30 protein-coding genes and 1 tRNA gene are annotated in these 26,000 nt (G+C 56.6%); 21 read left to right on the forward strand and 10 right to left on the reverse strand.

What is annotated here, in order from left to right:
- The first annotated feature begins 30 nt into the window (after positions 1 to 30).
- From ggt to PSFL_RS01410, 3 genes are all read left to right on the forward strand, one after another.
- Positions 31 to 1,755: a gamma-glutamyltransferase gene (gene ggt, locus PSFL_RS01400; RefSeq protein ID WP_057959811.1), complete on the forward strand. Its 1,725-nt coding sequence runs from the start codon at positions 31 to 33 to the stop codon at positions 1,753 to 1,755.
- A 229-nt stretch (positions 1,756 to 1,984) separates the two neighbouring features.
- Positions 1,985 to 2,058 (forward strand) — tRNA-Cys (locus tag PSFL_RS01405).
- 781 nt (positions 2,059 to 2,839) lie between these two features.
- Positions 2,840 to 3,778: a hypothetical protein gene (locus PSFL_RS01410; protein WP_397469577.1), complete on the forward strand. Its 939-nt coding sequence runs from the start codon at positions 2,840 to 2,842 to the stop codon at positions 3,776 to 3,778.
- A 91-nt stretch (positions 3,779 to 3,869) separates the two neighbouring features.
- Here the strand turns inward: PSFL_RS01410 and PSFL_RS01415 are convergent, their stop codons facing one another.
- The 9 genes from PSFL_RS01415 to PSFL_RS01455 form a co-directional block, all read right to left on the reverse strand.
- Positions 3,870 to 4,934 carry a tyrosine-type recombinase/integrase gene (locus tag PSFL_RS01415; RefSeq protein ID WP_397469578.1) on the reverse strand — a complete coding sequence of 355 codons (1,065 nt, stop codon included), beginning with the start codon at positions 4,932 to 4,934 and terminating at the stop codon, positions 3,870 to 3,872.
- Between the two features lie 3 nt (positions 4,935 to 4,937).
- Entirely contained in the window at positions 4,938 to 5,174 is a 237-nt protein-coding gene (locus PSFL_RS01420; protein ID WP_397469579.1) for a DUF4224 domain-containing protein, read from the reverse strand.
- An 82-nt stretch (positions 5,175 to 5,256) separates the two neighbouring features.
- Positions 5,257 to 7,002: a DNA cytosine methyltransferase gene (locus PSFL_RS01425; RefSeq protein ID WP_397469580.1), complete on the reverse strand. Its 1,746-nt coding sequence runs from the start codon at positions 7,000 to 7,002 to the stop codon at positions 5,257 to 5,259.
- Positions 6,999 to 7,943: a hypothetical protein gene (locus tag PSFL_RS01430; RefSeq protein WP_397469581.1), complete on the reverse strand. Its 945-nt coding sequence runs from the start codon at positions 7,941 to 7,943 to the stop codon at positions 6,999 to 7,001. Before PSFL_RS01430 ends, PSFL_RS01425 begins: the two co-directional genes overlap by 4 nt.
- A complete protein-coding gene (locus PSFL_RS01435) occupies positions 7,940 to 8,482 on the reverse strand; it encodes a phosphohydrolase (protein ID WP_397469582.1) in 543 nt (180 codons plus the stop codon). Before PSFL_RS01435 ends, PSFL_RS01430 begins: the two co-directional genes overlap by 4 nt.
- Complete coding sequence (locus PSFL_RS01440; RefSeq protein ID WP_397469583.1) at positions 8,479 to 8,895, reverse strand: hypothetical protein; 417 nt, start codon at positions 8,893 to 8,895, stop codon at positions 8,479 to 8,481. Before PSFL_RS01440 ends, PSFL_RS01435 begins: the two co-directional genes overlap by 4 nt.
- Positions 8,896 to 8,952: 57 nt before the next feature.
- Positions 8,953 to 9,270 (reverse strand): pyocin activator PrtN family protein, encoded by a 318-nt coding sequence (locus PSFL_RS01445; RefSeq protein WP_169889904.1) that lies wholly within the window; start codon positions 9,268 to 9,270, stop codon positions 8,953 to 8,955.
- A 155-nt stretch (positions 9,271 to 9,425) separates the two neighbouring features.
- Positions 9,426 to 9,710 (reverse strand): phage antirepressor KilAC domain-containing protein, encoded by a 285-nt coding sequence (locus tag PSFL_RS01450; protein WP_397469584.1) that lies wholly within the window; start codon positions 9,708 to 9,710, stop codon positions 9,426 to 9,428.
- Between the two features lie 9 nt (positions 9,711 to 9,719).
- Positions 9,720 to 10,301 (reverse strand): hypothetical protein, encoded by a 582-nt coding sequence (locus PSFL_RS01455; RefSeq protein ID WP_397469585.1) that lies wholly within the window; start codon positions 10,299 to 10,301, stop codon positions 9,720 to 9,722.
- A gap of 342 nt (positions 10,302 to 10,643) precedes the next feature.
- Between PSFL_RS01455 and PSFL_RS01460 the strand changes: the two genes are divergently transcribed.
- Positions 10,644 to 11,990: a hypothetical protein gene (locus PSFL_RS01460; protein WP_397469586.1), complete on the forward strand. Its 1,347-nt coding sequence runs from the start codon at positions 10,644 to 10,646 to the stop codon at positions 11,988 to 11,990.
- Here the strand turns inward: PSFL_RS01460 and PSFL_RS01465 are convergent.
- A complete protein-coding gene (locus PSFL_RS01465; RefSeq protein WP_397469587.1) occupies positions 11,987 to 12,634 on the reverse strand; it encodes a LexA family protein in 648 nt (215 codons plus the stop codon). The genes PSFL_RS01460 and PSFL_RS01465 overlap by 4 nt on opposite strands.
- A gap of 100 nt (positions 12,635 to 12,734) precedes the next feature.
- On the opposite strand from PSFL_RS01465, the gene PSFL_RS01470 reads away from it, so the two are divergent.
- From PSFL_RS01470 to PSFL_RS01550, 17 genes are all read left to right on the forward strand, one after another.
- A complete protein-coding gene (locus PSFL_RS01470; protein ID WP_397469588.1) occupies positions 12,735 to 12,968 on the forward strand; it encodes a hypothetical protein in 234 nt (77 codons plus the stop codon).
- A gap of 329 nt (positions 12,969 to 13,297) precedes the next feature.
- Positions 13,298 to 13,816 carry a phage regulatory CII family protein gene (locus PSFL_RS01475; RefSeq protein ID WP_397469589.1) on the forward strand — a complete coding sequence of 173 codons (519 nt, stop codon included), beginning with the start codon at positions 13,298 to 13,300 and terminating at the stop codon, positions 13,814 to 13,816.
- Positions 13,809 to 14,036, forward strand: coding sequence for a TraR/DksA family transcriptional regulator (locus tag PSFL_RS01480; RefSeq protein ID WP_169889923.1), 228 nt, complete (start codon positions 13,809 to 13,811; stop codon positions 14,034 to 14,036). The genes PSFL_RS01475 and PSFL_RS01480 overlap by 8 nt, the downstream gene beginning before the upstream one ends.
- Complete coding sequence (locus PSFL_RS01485) at positions 14,026 to 16,242, forward strand: VapE domain-containing protein (RefSeq protein ID WP_397469590.1); 2,217 nt, start codon at positions 14,026 to 14,028, stop codon at positions 16,240 to 16,242. The genes PSFL_RS01480 and PSFL_RS01485 overlap by 11 nt, the downstream gene beginning before the upstream one ends.
- Entirely contained in the window at positions 16,235 to 16,600 is a 366-nt protein-coding gene (locus PSFL_RS01490; RefSeq protein ID WP_397469591.1) for a hypothetical protein, read from the forward strand. The genes PSFL_RS01485 and PSFL_RS01490 overlap by 8 nt, the downstream gene beginning before the upstream one ends.
- 528 nt (positions 16,601 to 17,128) lie before the next feature.
- The gene (locus PSFL_RS01495) at positions 17,129 to 17,476 is read left to right on the forward strand and encodes a phage holin family protein (RefSeq protein ID WP_216091467.1); all 348 of its coding nucleotides are present in this window, start codon (positions 17,129 to 17,131) and stop codon (positions 17,474 to 17,476) included.
- Positions 17,473 to 17,781, forward strand: a complete 309-nt coding sequence (locus PSFL_RS01500; RefSeq protein ID WP_397469592.1) for an HNH endonuclease — start codon at positions 17,473 to 17,475, stop codon at positions 17,779 to 17,781. Before PSFL_RS01495 ends, PSFL_RS01500 begins: the two co-directional genes overlap by 4 nt.
- A 170-nt stretch (positions 17,782 to 17,951) precedes the next feature.
- The gene (locus tag PSFL_RS01505) at positions 17,952 to 18,485 is read left to right on the forward strand and encodes a P27 family phage terminase small subunit (protein ID WP_397469593.1); all 534 of its coding nucleotides are present in this window, start codon (positions 17,952 to 17,954) and stop codon (positions 18,483 to 18,485) included.
- The gene (locus PSFL_RS01510) at positions 18,448 to 20,271 is read left to right on the forward strand and encodes a terminase large subunit (protein WP_397469594.1); all 1,824 of its coding nucleotides are present in this window, start codon (positions 18,448 to 18,450) and stop codon (positions 20,269 to 20,271) included. Before PSFL_RS01505 ends, PSFL_RS01510 begins: the two co-directional genes overlap by 38 nt.
- A complete protein-coding gene (locus PSFL_RS01515) occupies positions 20,268 to 20,456 on the forward strand; it encodes a hypothetical protein (protein ID WP_216091465.1) in 189 nt (62 codons plus the stop codon). The genes PSFL_RS01510 and PSFL_RS01515 overlap by 4 nt, the downstream gene beginning before the upstream one ends.
- A 2-nt stretch (positions 20,457 to 20,458) precedes the next feature.
- A complete protein-coding gene (locus tag PSFL_RS01520) occupies positions 20,459 to 21,730 on the forward strand; it encodes a phage portal protein (RefSeq protein WP_216091464.1) in 1,272 nt (423 codons plus the stop codon).
- Positions 21,727 to 22,710 carry a S49 family peptidase gene (locus PSFL_RS01525; RefSeq protein WP_169990313.1) on the forward strand — a complete coding sequence of 328 codons (984 nt, stop codon included), beginning with the start codon at positions 21,727 to 21,729 and terminating at the stop codon, positions 22,708 to 22,710. Before PSFL_RS01520 ends, PSFL_RS01525 begins: the two co-directional genes overlap by 4 nt.
- 78 nt (positions 22,711 to 22,788) lie before the next feature.
- The gene (locus PSFL_RS01530; RefSeq protein WP_169889938.1) at positions 22,789 to 24,105 is read left to right on the forward strand and encodes a phage major capsid protein; all 1,317 of its coding nucleotides are present in this window, start codon (positions 22,789 to 22,791) and stop codon (positions 24,103 to 24,105) included.
- A 59-nt stretch (positions 24,106 to 24,164) separates the two neighbouring features.
- Entirely contained in the window at positions 24,165 to 24,527 is a 363-nt protein-coding gene (locus PSFL_RS01535) for a hypothetical protein (protein WP_397469595.1), read from the forward strand.
- Between the two features lie 2 nt (positions 24,528 to 24,529).
- Complete coding sequence (locus PSFL_RS01540) at positions 24,530 to 25,117, forward strand: hypothetical protein (RefSeq protein WP_397469596.1); 588 nt, start codon at positions 24,530 to 24,532, stop codon at positions 25,115 to 25,117.
- Between the two features lies 1 nt (position 25,118).
- Positions 25,119 to 25,481 (forward strand): phage head closure protein, encoded by a 363-nt coding sequence (locus tag PSFL_RS01545; RefSeq protein WP_397469597.1) that lies wholly within the window; start codon positions 25,119 to 25,121, stop codon positions 25,479 to 25,481.
- Positions 25,474 to 25,998 (forward strand): hypothetical protein, encoded by a 525-nt coding sequence (locus PSFL_RS01550; RefSeq protein WP_397469598.1) that lies wholly within the window; start codon positions 25,474 to 25,476, stop codon positions 25,996 to 25,998. Before PSFL_RS01545 ends, PSFL_RS01550 begins: the two co-directional genes overlap by 8 nt.
- Positions 25,999 to 26,000 lie beyond the last annotated feature (2 nt).

Consider the following 26,000-nt stretch of genomic DNA (forward strand, 5'->3'; position numbering starts at 1 on the left):
TAATGCTTCTAATAAACAGAGTATCCACGGATGAACTACCAACCCCTTACCCGAACCTTGATAGCGACGGCCCTGGTCCTGACATTCAGTGGCGTGCAGGCCGCCTCCCAGGCCCCGGTGGCCGGCGAAAACGGCATGGTGGTGACGGCCCAGCATCTGGCCACCCATGTGGGTGTGGACGTGCTGAAGGCTGGCGGTAACGCCGTGGACGCGGCAGTGGCGGTGGGGTACGCCCTGGCGGTGGTCTACCCGGCTGCGGGCAACCTCGGCGGCGGTGGTTTCATGACCGTGCAACTGGCGGACGGGCGCAAGACCTTCCTCGACTTCCGTGAAAAAGCGCCGCTGGCGGCCACTGCTGACATGTACCTGGACAAGGACGGCAATGTCGTCCCCGGCCTCAGCGCCAAGGGCCACCTGGCGGTCGGCGTGCCCGGCACCGTCTCCGGGATGGAACTGGCCCTGAGCAAATACGGCACCCTCAAACGTGCCCAAGTGATCGCACCGGCGATCAAGCTCGCGGAAGACGGTTTTGCCCTCGACCAGGGCGATATCGACATGCTGCACAGCGCCACCGAAGAGTTCAAAAAAGACCAGGACCTGCGTGGCATCTTTCTCAATAAAGGCGAGCCGCTGCAGGTCGGGCAGAAGCTGGTGCAAAAAGACCTGGCCCGGACCCTGCGGGAAATTTCCGCCAAGGGCACCGATGGCTTCTACAAAGGCTGGGTGGCCAAGGCCATCGTCGACTCCAGCCAGGCCGGCAAGGGCATCATCGCCCAGGCCGACCTGGACAAATACCAGACCCGCGAGCTGGCACCCATCGAGTGCGACTACCGTGGCTACCACGTGGTCTCGGCACCACCACCGAGCTCGGGCGGCCTGGTGATCTGCCAGATCATGAACATCCTCGAAGGCTACCCCATGGCCGAACTGGGCTACGGCTCGGCCCAAGGCACCCATTACCAGATCGAAGCCATGCGCCACGCCTACGTCGACCGCAACAGCTACCTGGGCGACCCCGACTTCGTGCAGAACCCGGTGGAACACCTGTTGGACAAGGACTACGCGGCCAAACTGCGCGCCGCCATCGACCCGCAAAAAGCCGGCGACTCCATGGCCATCAAACCCGGCGTTGCGCCCCATGAAGGCAGCAACACCACCCATTACTCCATCGTCGACAAATGGGGCAACGCGGTGTCGGTGACCTACACCCTCAACGACTGGTTCGGCGCCGGCGTCATGGCCAGCAAGACCGGGGTCATCCTCAACGACGAAATGGACGACTTCACCGTCAAAGTCGGCGTGCCCAATATGTACGGGCTGGTCCAGGGCGAAGCCAACGCCATCGCCCCGGGCAAGGCACCCCTGTCGTCCATGAGCCCGACCATCGTGACCAAGGACGGCAAGGCCGTGATGGTCATCGGCACACCCGGCGGCAGCCGCATCATCACCGCCACCTTGCTGACCATCCTCAACGTCATCGACTACAAGATGAACATCCAGGAAGCCGTCAACGCCCCACGTTTCCACCAACAATGGATGCCCGACACCACCAACCTCGAAACCTTCGCCCTGAGCCCCGACACCCAGAAAATCCTCGAAAGCTGGGGCCATAAATTCGCCGGCCCCCAAGACGCCAACCACCTGGCCGCCATCCTCGTCGGCGCCCCGTCCCTGGACGGCAAGCCCGTGGGCAACAACCGCTTCTACGGCGCCAACGACCCACGGCGCAATACCGGACTGTCCCTGGGCTACTAAGCCCAGGCAGAGCAGGGGCCAACCGCCCCTGTTCTGCTCCACGGAAGAATATTTTTTGAAATCAAGGGCTTGCCAGCCCCGGCAAATCAGTACATAATTGCCGCCATCGAACGCACTGAGGCATAAAAAACTTCAATGTTTTCAATGAGATAGAGTAGAGGCAGGCTTCACATAGCCCACTCAAGTTTATATGCGGTGAATGTCAGTGGTTTGGGCATTGATCGTTTGAGGCCGAGTAGCAAAATGGTTATGCAGCGGATTGCAAATCCGCCTACGCCGGTTCGATTCCGACCTCGGCCTCCACTCTTAAAAGCCCTGTAGATCAATGGTCTACGGGGCTTTTTATTGCCTGCGATTTAAGAACCGTTCCGCAACTTTTGGCATGCGTTCCGCAACCCCCATGCATTTCCGCTCTTTCCAAGAATCCTTTGAGATTGCTTGGCATGGGCGATGTGCATTCAACCTCTCTGGCGTTTAGATATCATTCCAGATAGAGTTGGGGAGTAGGGAGTGTTTAAGCCTAGTAAACAAAGAGGACATGATGAAGGCATTGAGCGACAGGAAGTGGGCTTGGCTTCTTTATACGGTTTTGTTTGGTATGGTCCCAATATTTATTCGCATACTGATATCCTCAGTAATGAATGATGGCGCTGTAAGTTTATTTAGCCCCTCCGATTTTATTTCGTTCGGAATAGTTTTGCAGATATCGCTTTTGAATGAAGTAAGATACCACGATGCTCAAGATGTTTCGTGGCGTCATCGAATAGTCGGACTATCAACTTTCATAGTCCTATTTTACGCTGCGCTTTATGCGGCTGTTCTATTGGCAGAGTCAATACGACAAATTAATACTTCTTCAATTTTGAATATATCCGTTGCTCTGTCTATAGGCTCTTTTATTCTTTGTTGGTGTGTTTATGATAGGATGACCTATTCCAACTTAGAAGGGGGTGGTGAATGATTGACTTCTGGCTTTACTTTATTGCTTTCGTAATTTTGTTGGGTGTATGTGTGTTCTCTGTATGGTCTGTAATTAATACAAGAAATTCTTATTATAAAGATTTTATGAAAAGGAAGTCTGAGCGTGAAAAGCTTCGTTTATCTAGATGAATATAAAATGTACTCTCTATCTTCGCAAATAATGGAGGGGGTGACGGATTTTGTTCTTAAGGAGTCGAGAAATTCGTCGTCCGATAGTGAAGAGCAAAAAGGACCAGTCGCGAGTGGGAAGCGAATGGCCGAAATCATAGAAACTGCCTCTGCAAGCTTAGAGAAAAGATTTCTTCATGATTACGCTTTTTCATTGTTTGAAGAAAAGTTAACTGAGTTGAAAAAGATAGTCTTTCTTTCTGGTGAATCTAGTTTCGATGATGTGGCTCTGGATAAAGAAGGGCGTAGGATAGTAAGGGTGCGGGCTAAGGCAAATTTTCTAGATGCAGCCGACTTGCTTAAAAGTTTGGATACTCTCGTGGATATGCAGGAAGCACTGTCTATCGTCGCAGCGAATGATAGGCGTGAAGAAATTTTGATTGAGCTAGAGGCTTTGGGTGTAAATGCCAATAAAAAAGCCCTGATTAGCTCTTTAAAAGGGCAGCTTGAAAAACTGTCCAAGTCTCTGATTTCTCGCGATAAAATTGCTAATGACCGGTTGCAGTATAAGAATTTATCTTCGGTGCTTGAACATGGTTATAAGGGGCGATTGGATTTGCGGATGACCCTAAAAGACGTCACGATAACTACTGATTTAAAGAGAAGTTGTCTTAAGGATCCAGAGGATTTTATATTTAAAACCTACTCTAGAGTTGCTAGTGTAGAACTGGTTTTGTTGGGTGTGGTGACTCAGCTCAGAGGGCTTGATGGTGAGGCGGGCTCGAATGAAAGTAACTTTGAGTTGCCGAATCCGACTTTAAGTGAGGTTGTAGTTAACTCCACAAAAGCTCTCCATGAACTTGAAGAGCACTTTCATCGTGTTGAGGGTAAACAAATTGTCATCGACCCTATCGCGCTATACCTAGAGATTTGATCGGAGGGGAAGGTTTCTGAGTTTTTCAATCTTGAATGAACGCCTCTTTTTCAAGGCGTTCATTCATTGGAGTTCAGGCTGGGTGTAGTGATTATTTGGTGGGTTTTACAATTTCACCTACTCGCCGATAAACTTTCTTTGTCATCTCTTCAGTTGTATGCCCCAGTAAACGACTTGCATGTTTTAGCTCTATCTCGCTGGCCGCTTTCGGGCGTATATCCTTGAACTGGAACTGGCGGATCTGCACTGCCAGGGCTGAGTCACCGTCGGCGCCGGCTTTGATGGCAGCTTTCTCGCGTGCTTCGTCCCAGCGATTGCGCAGCATTTGCTGACTCATTCGCAAGCCGGAAGCGTTAGTGATTAGTGCCGATGTTTTTATTCCGCTTAGGGCTCGGCGTTCTTGCAGGGCGTTGATAAAGGCGCTTAACCCAGACTGTACGCCGTTGTCCTCCAGCCTCAGTCGCAGTTTTTTCGCGGTCTTTCCCTGTTTGACCATTAAAAACTCAGCGTTCAAATCGGTGGTGGCTACCTTTAGTACGTCAGCGGGGCGCTGGCCAGTCAAATAGGCCAGGTCCATGGCGTCCTTGAGTTCCGGCACAGCTGCCGCGTAAACCGCATTCCACACGATATCGCCCGCGTAATAGTCCCGCGGAGTCTCCTTGTTACGGCGCACTCCGAAACAAGGGTTCGCGTTGCTGGTCAGGCCCCACTCGCGTGCAATCGTGAACATGTGCGACAGCAGCGCGATTTCCCGGTTTGCCCGGACCTTTGCGGTTCGGGCATCTCGGTACTGTGCGATTACCTGGGGAGTGATCGAGTCGATTGGGGCTTGCTCAAATGCTTTCCGAAGTTGCTTGAGTTCCTTCATATTGTCGGACTGAGTGCGCGGAGCCTTGGTCGGGATGATTTCTTTTACGTACCTGTCAAACAGCGAGCTCAGAAGGTGACGGGGTTTCGGTGGGGCCCGTCGCTCTAGCCTCGCCCACTCAACTCTGGCTTGGTCGAGGTCGGGTCCTAGGGGAATTTCTTTGCGCTTACCTTCAGCGTCTCTGCCGTTGTAGTAGTAAGAGATCCAGATTTTTCCACTCTTGCGCTTGTGGCAGCGTCGAATCATGCGCGGTGGTAGATCCCGGTTTGCTGTGCTTTTCTGGCGCATCAGTCAGCTCACATTCGCGAGGTCGAGCGACCAGGTTTCAGTCACGGCGTTAACTGCCGAGGGTTTGACCCCGGCAAGCTTCAGGCGGGCGTATACCCTGCCTACGACGGGGCGGCGAGCACCGGTCAGGACAAACTCCCAGCGGTTGTCGGACAGCCACTGAATTTGCTTGGACGGGATTTGGTAGCCGGTGATGGTGGCCAACTCTTCGTCAGCCAGTGTTTCGCTTTGGAATTCCATCATCGCTCATCCTGTGCTGGGTTGGCGGGACGGCTGTAGCATCGCTGTAAAGTCACCTGCTCGATAATCACGTAATGAGTGCTCATGCTGCCTCTCCCATTACTTGGTTTTTCTCCACGCGCTTGTTGGCACTTACCAAGGCCATCATCGGCCAGGGCGATACCGAGTTACCAACCATCAACACCTGAGTCTTGTTGCTGAACTTGCGACCGTCGTGCCCTCGATCAATGACGTAGTTGTCGGGGAACCCCTGAGCGCGGTATAGCTCGCGAGGCGTCAGCATGCGCATGCCGATATCGACGATTACGTAGGGCGTACCCTGGATCGTGACGGTGACAAGAGCCAAACGGTCTCGTGTGGTGATGGTGGCGGCTGGATCGCGCAGGTCGTAGGTGTTGTCACTGCCGTAGTAGCCCATCAGGAAGGCGGCAACGCGCACGGCGCTGGCCTCGACCTCTGGAGCGAGTCTGTATTCGACCAGGGCGTGGTGTTCGGCACCTGCCGTGATGGTGGGGACCAATTCGTCCATTCCCCGGCCGATGCAGTTTTTACGAAGGGTCGACAGGTGCGCGGTAACGATCTGTTGTTGGCTGCCAGTTGTGGTGATCGCAGTCAGTGGTTTGGCTGCGTGGTGTCCTGTCGTTTCGTTGTATCCGTCGTTGTGCTGCGCCACGTAGGCTACGGCCAGGGCGAAGTGTCCGCCTTTGACGCGGCTGCAGATGGTGCGTAGCGGATCATCGCCCGGCATGTTGCGCTGGCTGCTGCCATTGGCATGCTCGGTGATGAAGGGCGCGAGCTGTGGCGTTACGAGAGCGAAACCGTGGGCTCCGGTGATGGTTTTCGCGGGATCCTCCACGGAGTGACAACGCGCCAGGTCGTTGCCGCTGTGGTTGACGCTGACAATGAATGGGTTTTTATGTTCGATGACATAGCGCTTGGCACCTTTGCGCAAGCGCTCCATCGTTTTGCTCACTAGTGGACGTTTAACGCCTGCTGCACGGCCTTCTTCTTTGGTAAGGAAGATGCTCGGGCAAGGCAGCGACCAATCGATGCAACTGGCGGCGGTGCGATAGGGTAACTGGCCCTTGTCCGGGTTCTTGAAGTGAGTAGGTTCTGGCCAACGCAACGATTGTCCGTCACGGCGGGCGATTTTGAACAGACGCTCGCGCGTGGTCGCCGCGCCGAAGTCGCAAGCCTTGAGCTTTCCATACATCAAGTCGTATCCCATGGATCGCAACAGGCTGACAAAACGACTCCAGGTTTGGCCTTTCCGTTTCGGGTCGGGCACCAGGTATTGCTCTTGCACCGGCACTCGCTCGCCCTTAGCGGCGACAGTCAAGTCCCGGCGGACCACTCGGCCAGTCACGCGGCAGCGCTTGGCGATCAGCGGGCCCCACTGGAGGATCTGCACGACGTTTTCCATGGTGATCATGCGTGGGCTGACCTGGCCGGCCCACTTCAGGATGACCCATGACTGTGAGCGGCTTGTGGTACTGCGTGCCTGGCCGCCTGCAGCGACGCTGTGATGGGTGCATTCAGGGCTGGCGTGCAGGTGTGCAACTGGGCGACCGCGAGTCGCCAGGCGAGGGCACACGTCATAGACGTCGGTGATGTAGTGCTCGGCGCCAGGGTGGTTACGCTTGTGCATGCTGATGGCGTCGGGATTGTGGTTGATGGCGATATCGACCGGCATACCGGTGCCCATCTCCTGGCCCATGGTTGCGCCGCCACCGCCAGCGAAGAGGTCCACGCGGATCTCGCCTGCGAAGTTGAGGCCGTACTGGGTTCTTGCTGTTGATACATCTGGTCGAGGATTCAAGGAGGTCATACGACACCTCCGTGGACGATATTGCTAGATTTGTTCACAATCACAAATTGAATGATGGCTAGGAGCCACAAATGTTTCCCGAGGAAATTCGGTTCAAAACTAATACATTGCTGAAGGCCGCCCTGTCGCCCCCAGGAGCGTTGTTTATTTTTGCGGCTATATTCCTGATGTTTCAGCGTTGGACTTTTGATAACGCTGCTGCTTGGGTCCAAGCCATAGGTTCCATAGGCGCGATTATCGGCGCGTTTATGGTTGCTACTCGAACTCATGAATTGGAAAAGCGAAAAAGTCGCGAGGCTGACCTGGGCGTTGAGATACGCGCTGTGTCTTTGGCAGCAGGTATTGTTCAAGAAGCTGTTTCTGCGTTGACTACGATTTGTAGCGACTTTTATCGGCCAGGAGAGACTCCATCTGGATTGAAACGCTTGGAAAGTGTCCACCAGGCGTTGATGATTGCTATTTCTCAGCCTGTGAGCGAACAAGCTTTGAAGCCCACATTGAAGGCTCTTCAAAGTGTTAGCCACTCCTGCGGTATTCTTCAGGATGCTTCGTCCCATGGAGGAACACTTCGTACTCAGGATAGAGATACTCTGGGACGTCATCTTGACGGCATGAAAGCTCATAGAGATATTCTTAAGGATATTCTCGGGGACACTCGCGCGCGGATGAAGCGCAATCAGTAGTTCCCCATCTTTATGGATAGCGCCCATATATCCCACGACAGGCTGCGCGAGCGGGCGTTCCTGAGCGTTCAGCGTTGCATCAGCGAGCGCTGCCCCGCGCAGCTTTTCGTGGGGTATAAGTGCGTCGGTGGTGGCACTGGAAGGATCAATAATGCCTGCTGCTGCGCAGCAGAAGCTGGTTGTTACCAGCGTGTCGACGCTATCGACGGCGCGGAGCAAAGCGGACAGGGCTCCGGTATTGTCCTGGTTGTTCTTCATGCCGCTTTCCTCCGGTGTTCGATAGCAAGTTGGTCCATCAGCCGCTGGTGGTAGGTGAGTCGAGCTTCTGCAGCAGGCCATGGGCGAATGACTTCAACCATGGGCTCTATGCCGATCAAACAACCCCAGATAGCCGGATCGGTTGGCATGAGGTCGCGTCGTTCCGTCGCCAGCGCGATCAGGTCGGCTTTGTAGATGCAGGTGGGGAGTTCGGGAGCGATGTCAAAGCGCTCGCAAACGCGCCGCCAAACACAATCTTCGAAGTGTTGGAAGGTGCTAATCCATTGCTTGAGTGGCCGCGTCATGTCACCCAGATACGCCTCGGGCGCGTCTTGAAGTAGTGCCGCGAGTTTGTGTTCTTCCGGCACCAGGTCTGCGACGATGCAACTGTGCTGGGCCACGCTGTAGAACTCGCGGGTGTGGCCGTTGAAGCGGCACAGGTGGGCCAGCGAATGCGAGATATCTCGCGGGTCGATCATGTCGGCGTCAGGCTCAAACAGATCAAAGCGTTTACCTGAGGCGGTGAGGATCCAGTTCATGCTGCTTTCTCCTGTGCAATCGGCTCCAAAAGGGCAGCCATGGCCAGGGCTTTATTCCCCAGGGCAAGCGCTTGGGTGGCGTGGTTTTTCGAGTTCACGGCGCGGAATGTTTCAGCGGCGAGCTGGAGCTTTTCAGCGATGGCGATGAGCTGCAGACGATCAGTCGCCCCCAGCTTGGTCGCTTCCAAGACGCGGGTGTAATGCCCGTAGAGCGATTTGTGGTGCCCTCTGGATTGATCGAGCAGCAGGTTCAGGTTGCGCATTTCTTCCGAGTTGTCGGCCTGCTGAATGTTCTTCCCTTCCTCGATACCTTCAACACGACCATCGTTCAGGCCGCCTCGGTAGCCAGTCCAGTAAAGGATCGCGAGTGCGATAACGCTGACAATCAGTGCGCAGATTTCAATTGCAGTCATGTGGTGTGCTCCTGGTGGTTTCGTTGGCTGGTGGTGGCAGCCGTTTGGTTGCTGGTTTTAATCGGTTGAATCAGTCGGTGGTCGTGGCATGTCTTCGTCTGCCTTGTAGGCACGAATGTCGATCAGCGCGGCCACGTGCCTGATATGGACGTACCTCAACGCCTTGACGCTGAGGTCCAGGGTCGTCACCGGCAACTGGATCCGGCCGCTGTTTATCGCCTCTGTGAAGGTCTTTTCATTGAGGTTTTTGAAGTAATGCACGCGCAGCTTTTCCAAGGGGATAAGCACGTCGCCGAAAAGGTGATGCAGCATCTCGACGGTGGAGCTATTCGGTGCGGGCAGCAGTCGTAGCGGTGTTTGGCTGGCGTTACTCATGGGCATCGGCCTCCTTGCGTTTGAGTCGTGAAGGGTGGTTCCAAGCATTCAAACAGTGGCGCTTGGTCAGCTCCCGCAGATGCACCGGCACTTCGAGGAGCGCAGCGTTTCGCTCCTCGCGTGTGCGCATGGCGACGATCTGGCGGGCGTACTCCCTAGGCCACGTCACGGTTGTCTACCGGGATCACTGGTAGTTCGAGCCCCAGTTGCTCGGCCAGCCAGCGCATGCCGGCCTGTCGGACCCTGGTCGACTGGCTGTACTGCATGCCGGCCGTCTCGTGGTACCAGTTGCTGTCCTTGACCCGCAGGTACTCTCGGTCACGAACGGGGAAGGCCGGCAGGTTGCGGTCGTTGAGCAAGCCCTTGTGACGCATGAGCGCGATGAGCTTGGGGCGGGTGAGGCCGAAGTACTTGGCAGCTTTTTCCAGGCTACGTTCCATCTCGGCCTCCTAGGCTGCATGCGCGGCGGGTGTCGCTACGGCGGCCAGGTGGGAGATGGATTCAGCGACCATGGAGTAGATCTCCACGTCGCTTCCGTAAACCGTGAAACACTTGGTACGCGGCTTTCTGACGCCGATGCTCATGATTGTGGTGATGCCGGAGCGGGTTTTGTTGCGATGGATTGCCAGTTTGATCGGTTGCTCAAAGCCCATATCGAGACTGATAACGCCGCCGGTTTGCACCAGATCGAACACCTGCTGCTTATGTTCAATCTCAAGCACGCCATAGCGGCGGTCTGCGTGCGGCAGAGACAATGGGTCAGTAGAGGTGGTTGGTCCGTTGACAATCTCTTCAATGAAGTCTGCAAGCTTGAGGTGCATCTTCTTGCTGTTGGTTAGGGTCAGCGTGTGGCGTTCGCTTCCTAGTTCAACGGTGAAGTGCGTGTCGGCTTTGCGGCGCTCGACTTTCAGGCGAAAGGCTAGGGACTCTCGCTGAGTTTCGGCGCGCAAGAGGTGGTTGAAGGTTTCGGTCAGATTGACCTGGGCCTTGAGCAGGGTCAGGGCGCGGTTGTCGAGTTTGAATTTGCTCATGCGGCATGCCCTCCGCCGTTTGGGTTAAATGGGGCAGGGGCGGAGCGCTGTTGCAGCTTGGGTTTGGATGCAATGAATGTGCAGCCGCTGTCTTGTGCTAATCGGCGAATTTCAAAGATGCGGCAGGGGTTAGCCGCTGCCGGGTGGACGTGTAGGGTGGCCGTGGTGTGCATGGTGTTGCCTCGCTCTGTGGTGAAAGAGTGAGGATGATAATAACCCTAAAGGTTAATTCGTCAACAAAAAACAACCTTAAGGGTTGTTTTGTGAGGCTGCCCTACACGATGGATCTGTGGTGAGAATACAGATAGCATGATGCCATCGTATGAAAAGGATTATTCAGGTATGACTGTATTCTCTGCAGGTTTGGAAGAGCTAACAACAAAAATTTCAGCATTGACATTCAATGTCAGTGATATAAATGAATTGTTCAGCACTACCGCATATTACTCACCATTGCTCAAACCAGCAGATCCTGCCAGGGCAGCTATCGATATAGATAAGCGTGAAAGAACATTTACCTGTGATAATCCGGTCTTTCTTAGGCGCATAAATTTCACAGGCGCGAACTCTAAAAATCTAGAATTGATTGTTTTTACATCGGAAGGGGTTTCTAGAACTATCCCTGTGATTGAATATAGCACCGTCCATCAGGCCCAAATAAACGAGTTCTGCGTAAAATTTACTCTGCGCTCGAAAGTTTCTTTCGGAAAGCCTAAGTTATCAAGTATTGTAATTTCAGGTTTCGACTTTAAACAGCAGCAAAAGGTCCGTACGACGCTCACTGAGTTTGTTGCGATTAATAATGAGCTTACTACGTTTTTAGCTGAAGCAAAAAAGACCGTGGCTGTCCAAGAATTGCGCAGTGCTAATGCTGTCGCATCACTCGCGGAGCTTCAAGCAAAACTCAGTGAGGTTGATGGCGAGTTGATTGAGTCAACGGCTGCTTTAGCGTTAAAAAAACAAGAAGTCACAGATGCAGACATGAAGGTTAAGTCGGCACAGGTTATTCTTGGAAGCTTGAACTCAGAGCATAGCGCTAAATCAAATAATGTTCAGCAACTCGAAAGGGAGTCATTGAATTTAAACAAAGAGATAGCAGATCTAAATCAGCAGTTGTCAGCGCTAGTTAACGATCGTAGTTTGATATCTGACGAGTTTTCCGACTTTGTAAAAGAAGGAAAGGGGCAGGCGGATATATATATTCGTCTGATGGTACTTCCCGTTTTTGTTATAGGTATGAGCGTTGCGGTCCTTTTCAATGGGGCCAATAATTTGATCGTAGGTCATTATGAAACTAGTCAGGATATAATGGCTTCTATTTTGTTGAGAGTACCCTTTGCTGCCGCAGTAGGGGGGGCAATTTATTATTCATGGCTGATTGGGTCAAGCTTTATGAATAAGATTTTTGCTATACAGGAGGAACGATTGACTTTGGCGAAACTGCTAGTTTTGGCCAAGAATACGGTTTTTTCTACGGCGGAAGATTTAGGTGTTAGCGATAAAGAAAAATTTCATATGCGCACGAGGCTGAAGATAGAAATGTTAAAGTCGCACTTAGCAAAAAACTTAGGTGGTGGAGTTAGTTTGCCGGAGCTTGATCCTCAAGCCGCTAGTTTTAAGATGCCTTCAGAAGGTGATACATCCGGATCCGATGGTATGCCTGCTACGGGTGCCGCGAAAGAGGGCTAAAGATCTGAGATGATCCAGCGGGCACGGCCGCATATGGTCCACTCTTCTGACATTCGTATGATTCGCTCAGGCCAGTCTGGATTGAGGGCATATAAGTATTGTTCGTTTCCTTCTTGGCGAAGCTGTTTCAGCGTCGCTGCTTGATCACTCGAGCGTTTTGCAGCCACAAAATGCCCAGGTAACGCGTCTAGTGAAGGGTCGATTACAATTTTGTCACCTTCCTTAAATTTTGGCTCCATGCTCATACCCTCAACTCTAAGGATGAACGCTTTAGGGCCTACGGGACCTGGTGCATCAATCCACTCCTCAGCGTCTCTAGCATCGAAAGAGCTACTAGCTTCGCACCATGCCCCGGCGGCTATCGATCCTATGACCGGTAGCTTGCGACCCGTATGGCTCAGCACTGTCGCGTTATTGAACTCTCCGACTGCGTACGGCATGTCCAAGTAGCCGCTATGAAGCCCTAGTGCGCTCTCTATTTCCCGAGCAATTTGGTCACCGATCCCCTTTGTGGGGTTTTTCCCTCCAAACGCACTTACCTGAGCGGGAGCTTTTCCTAGCAGGTCAGCGATGTCGGTCAGCCGGAGCTTCTGCTCTGCCATAACGCGACGGAAATTTTGGAGGCGGGTATCGGAAATTTTCATGAAGTGATCTTGACGTTGTTAACCTTCAAGGTGAATACCCTTGAAGGTATTGTAAAAAATAACCTAATAGGTTAATTTCATGTCTTCGGAGGTTAACCATATGAAATTACGTTGCTACATCAATCATTTGGATCTGGAAGCAACTGCTGCTTACGCCGCTCGTTGCGGCATTGCGGTTAGCTACCTGCGTCTACACGTAAAGTATGCGAGTAAGGATCCAAGCGTTTCACTGATAAAGGCGTTGGCCCGAGAAAGTGGAGGTATCGTTTCACTTGCGGAGGTTTTGGAGCATTTCGGCGTCATCGAACGTCCCGATGTGTGTAATGCAGTTTAGATAGAAAAAAGGCGACCCAAGGGCCGCCCAGTTCCTCCCGGCACACACCACCACAGTGCTGTCGGGTCGCGATAAAGGTAGGCGGGCACACCACATGCTAAACCACCTCCCTTTACCGCGCTTTCAAGGCACGGATGCCTTGGGTTGCCGCCTTTTCCACCACAGATTAGGCAGCTGTTGCGCCAGAGGTGAGCAACGGATTGCTCGCCTCGGCACGGTGCCGGTTTCGATCCCTAGATCTGGCCGGCGTTTGGGCCCTTTCAAGCCACGCGGCAAATGTATCACCACTGCACGCCGCGCGGCACTGGCAACTTATTAGGATTAATGCCATGAGCCGAATTGCTCTGAGTTGCGTTGATCGAGCACACAGGGAAGTCCTGACGCTCGAATTGGCGCTGTACCACGCCGCACGGGACTATCCCGGTGGCGCCGCTGCAATCGCCGCCACCACCGGCCGCAACCCCACCACTTTGCAACACAAGTTATCTCCCACCCATCCGAGCCACACGGTCAACGTCCAGGAGTTCGGCGAGATCCTGGAGCTGACAAAGGATCGGCGCATTCTTGATGCGGTGCATGCCCTTGTCGGCGACACGACCTGGCAGGAGCTGGCCGAGGCGTACACCAGCGATATGCCGGAGACCTTGACCACCGGTATCGCCGGTTATTTCCGGCAGGTGGCGGATCTGGCCGATACCTGGGCCAAGAGCATTGGTGATGGGGTGGTCAGTGATTCCGAGCTGGCCGAAATTCGCCTGCAGGTGTTTCGCGGTATTCAGGGGCTACTGGGGATGGTCAACCGCGCTGCATACGTGAACCAAATCACGCGGGGGGCTGAACATGGCTGACATCGCTGATTTTGCCAATGACCTGGTGCAAGAGCGTCTGGATCGAGCCCTTGCTGCGCGCAGGGCAAGTAAACCCGCCACGGCCGTGCATTCGTTCATGTTCTGCGAGGAATGCGAGGAGCCCATCCCATTGGCGCGCCGTGCTGCTATCCCAGGCTGCACTCAGTGCGTTGATTGCCAAAGCATCGACGAAGCAAGGAGGGCTCGCCATGCTCGATGAGGTACTCCGTCAATTTTCGGATTATGGTCTTGAGCCTGACCAGCCACTGCAGTTTGGCAAACTGACCCGCTGCAAAACTTCCCAGGACAAGGGCAAGGAAAAGAACGGTTGGTACGTGGTCCATGAACACCACACCGAGAAAAACGAGACGCTGATCTTCGGCAGCTTCGGTGATTGGCGTTCCGGCGAGACCCAAAAAATCAAGGTGAAGGCGGGGCGCATGAGTCCTGAAGAACGCGAAGTTATGCGCGCTCGACAGGAGGACGCCAAGCGCAAGGCTGCTGAAATTGCGGCCAACGCCTCACGTCGGGCGGCGAGTCGTGCTGCCGGTTTATTCATGCGCATGCCAGAGAAGGGCAAGAGCGACTATCTGGATCGCAAGCAGATCGTCGGCTTCAAGGTTCGTTATGCGCCGCGTACAGGTGCGGTGCTGGTCCCTATGTGCAGCGTCCGTGACCAGATTGTCGGCCTGCAGGTGATCTACCCCTGCAAGCAGGAAGACACCGGGCGCGACAAGGCCTACTGGCCCTATGGGATGTCGAAGGAAGGTGCCTTCCACCTGATTGGCCCCCACCCTGACCCCGGCGAGCCGGTGTTGATCTGTGAAGGCTATGCGACGGGCGCCAGCCTGCACATGGCGACTTCTATGCCGGTGGCTATTGCTTTCGACGCGGGCAATTTGCTCGCGGTCTCCAAGGCCATGCGCGAGCGCTTCCCTGGCTGCCCAGTGATTATCTGCCGTGACGACGACTGGAAAACCAAACGCCCCAACGGCGATCCCTGGAACCCCGGCGAAGAGAAGGCCAGCAACGCTGCACTGATCGTCGGTGGCCAAGTGGTTGCACCGATATTTTCTGGCGAGCGCGAGATTAAGTGGACCGACTTCAACGACCTGCATGTTGCAGAGGGATTGGAGGCTGTCCGCCGCCAGGTGTTGGCGGTGGTCAAGCCCCCGGCCGCAGGTGGTTGGAAGGATCAACTGGCTCGAACTGAAAGCGGGTCGTTGATCGCGCATATGCAAAACGTCGAACTGATCCTAGGTAATGACGAACGTTGGGCCGGCGTCATCGGTTATAGCGTGTTCAGCTCCAAAATCGTCAAGCTGCGGTCTGCGCCCTACGGCGGCGGTCCCGGCGATTGGGCGGATATCGATGACATGCGGGTGATGAAGTGGCTCGCGCAGCAATACAACCTGCGGGTCAAAGCATCCCATGTGATCGAGGCGGTGAGCGTCGTTGCCCATGACCATTCCTTCCACCCGGTACGCGAGTACCTGCGCAAGCTGGAATGGGACCGCGTCCCGCGCCTGGAAACCTGGCTGACTGATGTGTTGGGTGTCCAGGCCACGGAATACTCGGCCAAGGTCGGTAAGCGCTGGCCGATCTCGGCGGTCGCACGGGTGATGCGTCCTGGCTGCAAGGCCGACTCGGTAATGATCCTCGAAGGCGGGCAGGGCGAGGGTAAGTCCACCGCCATGGGCATCCTCGGTGGCGACTGGTTTATGGACACGCCCTTTGCCCTTGGAGACAAGGACAGCTTCCAGTCGATTCGCGGCAAGTGGATCGTCGAACTGGGGGAGCTGGACAGCTTCAACAAGGCAGAAAGTACCAAGGCCAAGCAGTTCTTCTCGGCCTCCATTGATACCTACCGTGAAAGCTACGGCCGCAGAACAAACGACGTGCCACGCCAGTGTGTGTTCGTGGGCACCACCAACCAAGAGGAATACCTCAAGGACGCCACCGGCAACCGTCGTTATTGGCCGGTGTACTGCAATAAGGTGGATCTGGAAAAGCTGCGTGAGATCCGCGACCAGCTATGGGCCGAGGCGCTGTTTTGCTACGAAGCTGGCGATATCTGGTGGGTAACCAAGGACGAAACCAAGATGTTCAGCGAAGCCCAGGACGAACGTTTTGTGGTGGATGAGTGGGAAGGGCCGATCCTGACCTGGATGGAAGAGTCGCAGATCGGGAAAACCGCCACCGGCAACGAGATCCTGACCCAGGCCCTAAAGCTGGACTTCGGCCATTGGGGTAAACCCGAACAGATGCGGGTCGGAGCGATCATGCACCGGCTGGGATGGCGGAAGAAGCGCATGCCAGCATTGGCAAAAAGCGGTGTGCGGCAGTGGGCTTATCAGAAGCCGTCGACCTGGGGGCGTGGGTCTGCATTGCAACAGACGGTGGAAGAGGAGCCTTGTTTTGATTAAGCGAATCGACGAGATGCTCAAGCTCTGGGCGCAGGATCTGCATTCGCCTGTGCCGGAAGACTCTGGCGGGCCGAGTGGCGGCAACATGATCGCCATGCTGATGGAGTGTAAGGGCGAGCTGATACGCGGCACGCGTGGAAGTCGGATCTTGTTGGATGAGTCGGCTGACATTGAGCTGATCGTCAACAAACACCTGCCAGCGAAGCTATCGGTGGTGGTGTGGGAGCACTACTGCAACCACGAGAGCTTCCTTTCACAGAAGTACACCCACTGTGGTTGCAGTCGCGATACCTACTACCAGCGCCTCCACGAAGCGCACCTGTACATCGCAGGCATGTTGTTGGGGAAAGTGGCATGAGCTTTGGCCCCACTGCGCGTGTTGCTGTCCTACTGTCCGGCCTTGTCCGACTGCCATTTAGTGCGGTTGGACAGTTGCAGGCCGCGCCGTTACTGGGCTGTCCTACCGTCCAACCTTTTACCCGTCCCACGCACACATGAGCGTAGCGGGCACGTATTCGCGCCCGTGGCGCGCATGCGTGCTTTTAAATTTCTCTCTATACGCAAGGAAAGAGTAAATAAGGTAGGACAGTAGGGCAGAGGCCCGTTTTTAGGCGCCTGTAGCTGTCCTACTTCGATCCAGAATAGTAGGACAGGTAAGACAGGGCACCAGAAGCGATAGCCGATTGAATGCGTTGTCCCTGCGTTGCACCTGCGTCATACCTGTATTGCACCCGTATTGCGCCATGGCATTAAAACTTGCTTGCTGCCACCGGAATCGACCTGTAAAAAGTACCCATCTTCGATAGGTGCGACCGCAAGCAGCGGCACTCACCACCACACTAAACCCGGCCCTCGCGCCGGGTTTTTGCGTTTATGGGGTAGGGCGATGACGAACGAACAGCAGGCGCTAATTGATATGCCGATCTGGATGGTGATCGTACTGTCCCTGGTCGGCGGGATCTCGGGCGAGGCATGGCGGGCCGACAAGGCAGGGGTGAGCGGTTGGTCATTGGTTCGCCGCTTGCTGCTCCGATCTGGTGCCTGCGTGGTCTGCGGGCTTTCCACGATGATGCTGCTCCACGCTTCGGGCATGTCTGTCCTGGCGGCGGGTAGCATCGGGTGTCTCACGGCGATGGCCGGCGCAGATGTCGCGATTGGCTTATACGAACGCTGGGCCGCCAAGCGGCTGGGTGTTTGCGAGGTAGTAACGCCAAAGGGTGAATCTGGGCAGTGAGCGGCCAGGCCAAGCCTTCCAGCCCCTACAACTACCGCTGGCAACAAGCCCGCGAAGGCTTCCTACGCAAGCACCCGCTGTGCGCTCGCTGCCAGCGTCAAAGGATCGTAGAGCCGGCCTGCATCGTCGACCACATCATCCCGCACCGTGGCGACATGACGCTGTTCTGGGATCGGTCCAATTGGCAGTCGCTCTGTGGTCCTTGCCACAACTCGTACAAGCAGCGCCTGGAGAAGTCGGGCCGCGAGATCGGGTGCGACCAGGGCGGCAAGCCGCTGGATCCAGGGCATCACTGGAACCGCTGAATTTGCACCAGAAACGCGCATTTTTAGGCTTCCCAGCGGGTAGGGGGGCGGAAAAGTTTTTTGCAAAAACACTCTAGACCGATCGCCCCTCTCTCTGTGCAAAGCCGCGAAAAATGGGAAGGGGGGGTATCAATAGGCGGGGGTAAATAACGGATTAACAGGAGGTTTGTATGGCTGGAAATGGAAACTCTGGAAGGCCAGCAAAGCCGGCTGTTTTGCATTTGCTGGACGGTAACAAAGGCAAAAAGGCTTTCGGCGCGTTGATGGATGATCTTACCTCTCCGTCTGTTCCTGTTCAGGCCCCGCCGATGCCTGACTGTTTGACCGACGACGCCGTTGCGGAATGGGAACGCCTGGTTTCTGACCTGATCCTGCTGGGGCTGATTTCCAAGCTGGACATGATGGCGCTGGCCACCTACTGCGAAGCGGTCGCCGACTGGAAGCGATTCCGCCGCCGCATCGCTGATGCCAACGCAAGCCAGGAGGGTGCCGCCGACAAAGGTGACATCCAGGTATTCAAAACCGGCGCCACGCAAATCTCCGTCTGGCGCCAGTTGGCGAATGATGCCGAGAAACGTGCAAACGCTGCGGGTGCAATGTTCGGGTTCTCGCCTATGGCGAGACGCAACCTGAAGGTGGCGCCTCCACAAGGTGACCTCTTCCCTAATGAACAACGAGACGCCGCCAACAAGTACTTCTCCTGAGGATGACCGCGTTACCGCGTTCGCCCGTGCGGTCAAGGCCAAGCAGATTGTCGCGGGGCCGGATGTACGCAACGCCGCCCGGCGACACCTGCGTGACCTGCGCACCGGCACCAAGCGTGGCCTGTATTGGGATCTGGAGGCGGCCAACCGCGCCATCGGCTTTTTTGAAGACGTGCTGTTCCTCAACGGCGGCGATTATGAGGGGCTGAATTTCATCCTCGCGCCGTGGCAAGCCTTCGTTGTGGGCAGCCTGTTCGGTTGGAAAACCGAAGACGGCTTTCGCCGGTTCCGTATTGCGTACATTGAAACGGGGAAGGGCAGCGGCAAATCACCCTTGGCGGCTGGCATCGGCCTGTACGGCCTAGTCGCGGACGGCGAAGCTCGCGCCGAGGTTTACGCCGCCGCCACGAAAAAGGATCAGGCCATGGTCCTGTTCCGCGATGCAGTGGCCATGGTCGATCTGTCCAAACACCTTGGCTCACGCCTGCACCAGTCTGGTACCGGCGACAAGGTGTGGAACCTGTACTACCCGAACACCCGGTCGTTCTTCAAACCGATCAGCGCCGACGACGGCCAGTCCGGACCGCGTCCGCACATGGCGCTGCTCGATGAGATCCACGAACACAAAACCGCCACTGTCGTGAACATGATGCGCGCCGGTACCAAGCACCGGAAGCAAGCGCTGATTGTGATGATCACCAACAGCGGCTCGGACAAGAACAGCGTTTGCTGGGAGCACCATGAGCTGGGCTCGCGGATCTGCGCCGGCAAAGAAGAAAACGACAGCTTCTTCGCCTTCATCTGCAGCCTGGACAAAGGTGATGACCCGTTCCTGAGCGAAGACTGCTGGGCCAAGGTCAACCCGAGCCTGGATTTCAAGCTGGAAGGGCAGGCCGATGGCATTCCCGGTCGCAAGTACTTGCGCGAGCAGGTCGCTGAAGCCCGTGGAATGCCATCGAAAGAGGCGGTGGTCCGGCGGCTCAACTTCTGCGAATGGACCCAGGCCACCACGGCTTGGATCTCGTGGGATGTCTGGAGTCAGGCCCAGGAGCGGGTGCCGATGTCCATGCTGCGCAACCGCACTTGCGTTGCCGGCCTCGACCTGGCCAGCACCACGGACCTGACTGCGTTCGTCATCCTGTTCTACCCGACGTATGAGGATCCGCACTGGCGATTGTTGCCGTATTTCTGGATCCCGGACTTTGAGTTGGATGAGCGTGAGAAGCGCGACAAGGTGCCGTACAAGGCCTGGATCAAGTCGCGGGATCTGGAAACCACACCCGGTCGGGCCATCAGCAAGCTGTTTGTGCTACGCCGCCTGGTAACCATCTGCGAGTACTTCGGTGTGCGCAAGATCGCTTATGACCGCTGGCGCATCGAGGACTTGAAACAGCTGATGGATGAACACGACATCGCGTTGCCGGAAATGGCGCCCTTCGGTCAGGGATACAAGGACATGGGCCCGGCCGTGGATGAGTTCGAGCGACGTCTGCTGGGCCTGGCCCAGACGAAAGCCACCACCATCGATCCTGATGTTGAGGATGCGGAGATCATCGCTGAAAGCACGGTCGAGACCCTACGTCACGATGGTAACCCGGTGATGACCTGGTGCGCCGGTAACGCCGTGGTCACCGCTGACCCGGCCAACAACCGCAAGGTCGACAAGGCCAAAGCCATTGGCCGAATCGACGGCATCGTCGGCGCCGTCATGTCGGTGGGCATCAGCAACTCGGTGTCGGCCAGCGACAGCGGCAAATCCATCTACGACCAAGGGGTTGGCATTTGAAACTTATCACCTGGGCCTCTTGGCTCGCCGGCTTACTGGGCTTTGGCCTATTGATCGCCGGCATCGCGCTGATCCATGTTCCTGCCGCGTTCATCGTTGCAGGCATTGGCTTGTTGGGCTGGGCGTACATCGCTGATAGAGCAGCCGCCTCCATGAGCCGTAAACCCTCGCCAGGAGGTGGCTGATCATGTTCTTCAGCAACCTGCGTGGCGCTGACCAAGGTCTGGTTACCAATGACGGTACCGGCCTGTGGAGCAGCATGATCGGTCGGAGCAGGTCGGCCGCCGGGGTCAAGGTCACGCCGGACAGCGCCTTGGCAATCACGGTCTTGCAAAACTGCGTCACGCTGCTGGCGGAGAGCGTGGCCCAACTGCCTCTTGAGATGTACCGCCGCCTGGGCGATGGCAAGCGCGAGTCAGCGTCAGATCACCCGCTGTATGACGTGTTGCGGTACCAGCCGAACCCCTGGCAGACGCCATATGAGTATCGCGAGTGCAGTCAGCTCGCATGCGCCCTGCGTGGGAACGCCTACAGCTTCATCGAGCGTCACGACGATGGATCGGTTAAGGCGCTGTATCCGATGCACAACGACAAGGTGACGGTGCTCAAAGGCCCGGATCTGCTGCCGTATTACCGCGTGGGTGGTCATGACCCGTTGCCCATGCGCCTGGTGCATCACGTGCGCTGGCACACGAAAAACCATTACACCGGCATGTCGCCCATTGAGTTACACGCCGATGCGGTGGGTCTGGCACAGGCCGTCCGGCATTACGCGAGCAAGTCATTTGCCAACGGCACGGCGGTCAGCGGCGTGATCGAACGACCGAAAGAGTCGGTGGCGATCAAGGACGAAAGCAGCATCCAACGCATCGTTGACCAGTGGGGCGAGAAGTTCTCCGGCGTCGACAACGCTAAAAAGGTCGCGATGCTCCAAGAGGGTATGACCTTTAAGCCGCTGTCGATGAGCAACGTCGATGCCGAGCTACTGGGCATTCTCAAGATTACCGGCACCGACCTGGCCAGGATCTACAAGATCCCGCCGCACATGATTAACGACCTGGAAAAGGCCAGCTACAACAGCCTGGAACAGCTGCTGATCCAATACGTGATCTTCGCCCTGATGCCCTGGGTCAAGCGCCACGAAGAAGCAATGATGCGGGACTTCCTGCTGCCAGGGGAGCGCCGCCAATACTTCATCGAGTTCAACCTTTCCGGGTTGCTGCGCGGCGACCAGAAGAGTCGCTACGACTCCTACGCCGTTGGCCGTCAGTGGGGCTGGCTGTCAATCAACGACATCCGCCGGCTGGAGAACATGCCGCCTGTGGCCAATGGCGATATTTACCTGCAGCCGCTGAACATGACCGACGTCGCCAATGAGCTGCCCAATATGCACAACCCCAACGTCCGCGCCCAGCTGGAGCAGCAGCGCGACGACATCGTGAGGATGCTTGCCGCATGAAACGACACCTCAGGGCTGCCAGCCTGCTGTTCAATCAGCCGCTGCTAGTCACCCCGGACATGCTCGACTTGGGCATGCGCTGGGCCAACAACACCATGAGCCTGAACATCGTCAATCTGGATATGGGCGCACTGTCGGGCATGTCTGCCGAACCCAAGCTGTTCTATGACGATGATGACTACGAACGCCGAGTGATTGAGCGGGAAGAGCAACGCCGGGCGGCCATTGGGCAAACCGGTGTCGAAGTGATTCCCGTCTCTGGCGTACTGGTCAGTCGCGGCAGCCACCTGGCTGCTTGTGAAACCATGACCAGCTACGAAGATTTGCGGCGAATGATCAACACAGCGGTGGCCGATCCGATGGTCGAGCATATCGTGCTCGATATCGACAGCCCGGGCGGCAGCGCGGTCGGAGCCTTTGAGTTGGCCGCCGATATCCGTGCGGCCACTCAGATCAAGCCCATCACCGGCCTGGTCAACTTCATGGCTTACTCCGGCGGCTATCTGTTGGCGGCGGCCTGTACGGAAGTGGTGGTTAGCCTGACATCGGGTGTCGGTTCCATTGGCGTGATCGCCAGTCACATGGACCGTTCCCGCATGTTGGAAGGGGCGGGTGTGAAAGTGACCACTGTGTATGCAGGGGCTCATAAGAATGACATGAGCCCCGATGAGCCGCTCACCGACCAGTCGCTGCAGGTACTCAACACGTTGGTGCAGGAGAGCTATCAGCTCTTTACCAGCCATGTTGCCGAGTATCGCAACCGTGATGTGGCCGACATCATCGCCACCGAAGCGGCCTGCTACCGAGGCCCGGCGGCACTCGCTGCTGGTCTTGCGGATCGCTTGCAAACACCGCAGCTCACCGTTGACAACCTGTCCCGCGCCGTCGCGGCCAGCCGCAGCCAACGCCAGAGCAGCGTGCAGGCCCGCCAACGCATCAGCGTCCAGGCCGCCGCCATGAACATCCAGGCGCAGCTCTAACACCGACACACTCTGACCGCGTTCGCGGCAGTGATACCGACCGCCCTAGTGGCGGTTTTTTAATGCCCAGGAGGCAGCATGTCCTTAGTAACCCAACTGCGTAGCGAACGCGCCCAGCTCAATGGACAGATCCAGGCCCTGGCCCAGATCGAGGCCGGTGGAGGCTCTCTCACCGCCGAGCAGCTCGGCCAATTCACTCAGCTCAGTGCTGACTTCAACAGCCTCGGTGACAAGATCGCCCGGGCCGAATCCGCCGAGCGTGCGGCGGCCAGTGCGGCAGTAGAGGTTGATGTCAGTGCCCAGGGTATTACCGGCCCACCCAAAACCCATATCAGCGGCCCACATGCCGCCAAGCCGGTGCTCGGCGCTAACATGGCGCAGATGGTTCGCGTACTGGCAGCCACCCGTGGCGACCAACATGCGGCAGCCAAGATGGCCCACGACGCAGGGATGAACCCGGAAATTGCCATGGCCCTCAGCACCGTCACTCCAGGGGCTGGTGGGGTGTTGGTGCCCCAGGGCTTCTCCTCGGAGGTCATCGAGCTGTTGCGACCCAAATCGGTGGTGCGCAACCTCGGCGCTGTGTCGCTGCCGCTGCACAACGGCAACCTGACCATTCCCCGTATCAAGGGCGGGGCGGTGGTGGGCTACATTGGCGGCGAAGATGACATGCTGACTACCGGTATGCAGTTCGACGATTTGAAACTGTCGTCGAAAAAACTCGCTGCCCTGGTGCCGATCAGCAATGACCTGCTCAGTTACTCCGGGGTCAACCCGAACGTAGACCGCATGGTGGTCAACGACCTGACCAGCTCTGTTGCCACTGCCGAGGACTTGTCGTTCATCCGTGGGGCGGGCACCGGCAACCTGCCGAAGGGCCTGCGTTTCTGGGCCCCGGCGTTCAACGTGTTTGCGGCGCCGGCCGAGATGACCTTGGCGGCGGTTGAGTTCGCATTGTCCGCGCTGATCCTGCGTTTGGAGAATGCCAACTCCAACATGATCGCCCCGGGTTTCATCATGGCCCCACGCACCAAGCGCTGGTTGGCTGCACTGCGCGACGGTAACGGCGCCAAGGCGTATCCCGAACTGGACCTGAACATGCTCAAGAGCTTTCCGGTCGGCACCACCACTCAGGTGCCTATCAACCTGGGTACTGATGGTGATGAGTCGGAGATCCACTTTGCGGACTTCGGCGATTGCTTCATCGGTGAAGACGACGCCATGGTCATCGACTTCAGCAAGGAAGCTACCTACAAGGACTCCAGCGGCAACATGGTCAGCGCGTTCCAGCGCGACCAAACGCTGGTGCGTGTTATCGCCAAGCATGACTTCGGGCCGCGCCACGTCGAGTCGGTGGCGGTGATGACCGGCGTTAAGTGGGGCGCCACGCTCTAACACACCTTGGCCCGGGGAGCCGGGCCAATCCTTCATTGTTGTTTAGAGGTTTACTCCCCATGACCAAAGCAATCGTTGCTCTGATAATTGTCCTGTTCACGAAAAACTGGCGGGCTTACGCCGCTGGCGAAACCGCTGGTTTTGACCAGGCAACAGCCGAATCGTTGATTGAGGGCGGATACGCGGTCGAGTACGACGCCGATGCGCAGGTCAATGCGAAAAAGACCAGGCCCGTCGCTCCTGCATCGAAGCCACCGGCTGCAAAAACAAAGAAACAGACCAAGGCCCCCGAGGTGGCCAAGTCTTCAGTGGTGGATCCCGAAACCCCTCCCGCAGACGATACTGATCTGCCCGAAGATGAAGATAATCAGCCGCCTGCGGATGACGCGCAGCAGGATGAGCCTGAAGAAGAGAAACCCTAACCATGTCCGTGCTGCTCGCCCATACGGGCCCCGAGCCCCTGACTTACGAGGACGTTGTGATCCAGTGCCACCTCGACCCTGATGATGAGGACACGGCCGAGCGCGATCTGATCGAGCGAATAATCATCCCGGCGGCACGCGGGCTGGTCGAGCGGACCACGGGTGCGGCGATCCGCAAGGGGCGGTACCGCGATCACTTGCCGGTGATTCCTGCCAGCAACGTGTTTGCAATCACGACGGGCCAGGCTTATGAGCTGGAAAGCGTCGTCTTGGGCGTTACGCCGGGGGCGCCGGCGCTGGATGGTGCGCTCTGCTACCTGGTCAACATCGGCAAGGAATCGCTGCTCTACACCCAGCAAGGTCAACCGTGGCGCGATGTGGCGGGTAGTAGCCCCCAAGGGATGATGGTCACCTATCTTGCTGGCATCGATATCGACCAGCACCCCTCGGTACGTCATTACCTGTTGCTGGCCGCTGCTTGGGCTTATCGGCACCGTGAGCTGCTGTCCATTGGGCAGACGCTCCACGAATTGCCGGAACGTTATCTGCTGACACTGGTGGATGGCATCACCGTTCCGCCGAGGATCTGACATGGCGATTCGTGAACCGGGTGCCGGTGAGTTGAACCGGCGGGTGAGGGTGCGGCGCCGCGCGGATCTGCCGGCCGCTGATATGGGGCTCGACTCTGTGTTCTCCGAACGCAAGGTACGCTGGGCCAGGATCGAGCCGGTCGGCACAGCGGTTTATGCCGAGGGCGTCCAGACCGACAACAAGCTCACGCACCGCATCACCTTGCGGTTCCTGAAGGGCGTCACCGATGCCCATGAAGTGGTGCATGGAGGCACCATCTACCGGGTCAAGCGCAGTGCTGACATGAACGGTACCCACCGTTTCACCATGCTGGAAGTTGAGGAACAGGGTGAATCCCTGGCGGGAGACAGCATCTATGGCTAACTCAGTGGGAGTGGACGGATACATTCACATCGAGGGCTTCGAGAAGTTCGAACGCGAAGCCTTCGACAAGAAGAAGATCCGCGCCGCGATGCGCAAGGTCGGCAAGCTGGTACGGCAGAAAGCCCAGATGAACGTCGGTCTGGCTCGTGGACAAGACAGTTACCCGGTCAATCGAAGTGGAGCTCTACAGGACTCCATCAACTTCAAGCTTTCCCGTTCTGGCTTTCTGGTGAAGGTCGCGCCGTACTTGACCTCCGCCATGGGTAAGGAGTTTTACCCCGCCTATCTGCATTACGGGGTCAGGCATGGCAATGCCCTGAAACCATTAGCTGCGGGCGCGGGGCGAGGCAAGAGCAATCGCCGCGCGCGCGGGGAGCGGGCCAAGCATGTGGCGGTTCGCAAGGCCAATGGATGGCGGATTGAACCTCGGGCGAATTACATGAGCGATGCGCTGCAGGACGCTGGCTCGGATGTGCGGGCGATTCTGTCCAGGGCATTTGCTGATGCGCTTGGATAGAA

This window comes from Pseudomonas sp. DD1 (genome assembly GCF_044510355.1).
GTDB lineage: Bacteria > Pseudomonadota > Gammaproteobacteria > Pseudomonadales > Pseudomonadaceae > Aquipseudomonas > Aquipseudomonas shahriarae.

Coding starts and splice junctions, on each gene's coding strand:
- ggt (WP_057959811.1), top strand. CDS start 31: ATGAACTACCAACCCCTTACCCGAACCTTGATAGCGACGGCCCTGGTC.
- PSFL_RS01415 (WP_397469578.1), bottom strand. CDS start 4,934: ATGCGCCAGAAAAGCACAGCAAACCGGGATCTACCACCGCGCATGATT.
- PSFL_RS01420 (WP_397469579.1), bottom strand. CDS start 5,174: ATGGAATTCCAAAGCGAAACACTGGCTGACGAAGAGTTGGCCACCATC.
- PSFL_RS01425 (WP_397469580.1), bottom strand. CDS start 7,002: ATGACCTCCTTGAATCCTCGACCAGATGTATCAACAGCAAGAACCCAG.
- PSFL_RS01430 (WP_397469581.1), bottom strand. CDS start 7,943: ATGAAGAACAACCAGGACAATACCGGAGCCCTGTCCGCTTTGCTCCGC.
- PSFL_RS01435 (WP_397469582.1), bottom strand. CDS start 8,482: ATGAACTGGATCCTCACCGCCTCAGGTAAACGCTTTGATCTGTTTGAG.
- PSFL_RS01440 (WP_397469583.1), bottom strand. CDS start 8,895: ATGACTGCAATTGAAATCTGCGCACTGATTGTCAGCGTTATCGCACTC.
- PSFL_RS01445 (WP_169889904.1), bottom strand. CDS start 9,270: ATGAGTAACGCCAGCCAAACACCGCTACGACTGCTGCCCGCACCGAAT.
- PSFL_RS01450 (WP_397469584.1), bottom strand. CDS start 9,710: ATGGAACGTAGCCTGGAAAAAGCTGCCAAGTACTTCGGCCTCACCCGC.
- PSFL_RS01455 (WP_397469585.1), bottom strand. CDS start 10,301: ATGAGCAAATTCAAACTCGACAACCGCGCCCTGACCCTGCTCAAGGCC.
- PSFL_RS01460 (WP_397469586.1), top strand. CDS start 10,644: ATGACTGTATTCTCTGCAGGTTTGGAAGAGCTAACAACAAAAATTTCA.
- PSFL_RS01465 (WP_397469587.1), bottom strand. CDS start 12,634: ATGAAAATTTCCGATACCCGCCTCCAAAATTTCCGTCGCGTTATGGCA.
- PSFL_RS01470 (WP_397469588.1), top strand. CDS start 12,735: ATGAAATTACGTTGCTACATCAATCATTTGGATCTGGAAGCAACTGCT.
- PSFL_RS01475 (WP_397469589.1), top strand. CDS start 13,298: ATGAGCCGAATTGCTCTGAGTTGCGTTGATCGAGCACACAGGGAAGTC.
- PSFL_RS01480 (WP_169889923.1), top strand. CDS start 13,809: ATGGCTGACATCGCTGATTTTGCCAATGACCTGGTGCAAGAGCGTCTG.
- PSFL_RS01485 (WP_397469590.1), top strand. CDS start 14,026: ATGCTCGATGAGGTACTCCGTCAATTTTCGGATTATGGTCTTGAGCCT.
- PSFL_RS01495 (WP_216091467.1), top strand. CDS start 17,129: ATGACGAACGAACAGCAGGCGCTAATTGATATGCCGATCTGGATGGTG.
- PSFL_RS01505 (WP_397469593.1), top strand. CDS start 17,952: ATGGCTGGAAATGGAAACTCTGGAAGGCCAGCAAAGCCGGCTGTTTTG.
- PSFL_RS01510 (WP_397469594.1), top strand. CDS start 18,448: ATGAACAACGAGACGCCGCCAACAAGTACTTCTCCTGAGGATGACCGC.
- PSFL_RS01520 (WP_216091464.1), top strand. CDS start 20,459: ATGTTCTTCAGCAACCTGCGTGGCGCTGACCAAGGTCTGGTTACCAAT.
- PSFL_RS01525 (WP_169990313.1), top strand. CDS start 21,727: ATGAAACGACACCTCAGGGCTGCCAGCCTGCTGTTCAATCAGCCGCTG.
- PSFL_RS01530 (WP_169889938.1), top strand. CDS start 22,789: ATGTCCTTAGTAACCCAACTGCGTAGCGAACGCGCCCAGCTCAATGGA.
- PSFL_RS01535 (WP_397469595.1), top strand. CDS start 24,165: ATGACCAAAGCAATCGTTGCTCTGATAATTGTCCTGTTCACGAAAAAC.
- PSFL_RS01540 (WP_397469596.1), top strand. CDS start 24,530: ATGTCCGTGCTGCTCGCCCATACGGGCCCCGAGCCCCTGACTTACGAG.
- PSFL_RS01545 (WP_397469597.1), top strand. CDS start 25,119: ATGGCGATTCGTGAACCGGGTGCCGGTGAGTTGAACCGGCGGGTGAGG.
- PSFL_RS01550 (WP_397469598.1), top strand. CDS start 25,474: ATGGCTAACTCAGTGGGAGTGGACGGATACATTCACATCGAGGGCTTC.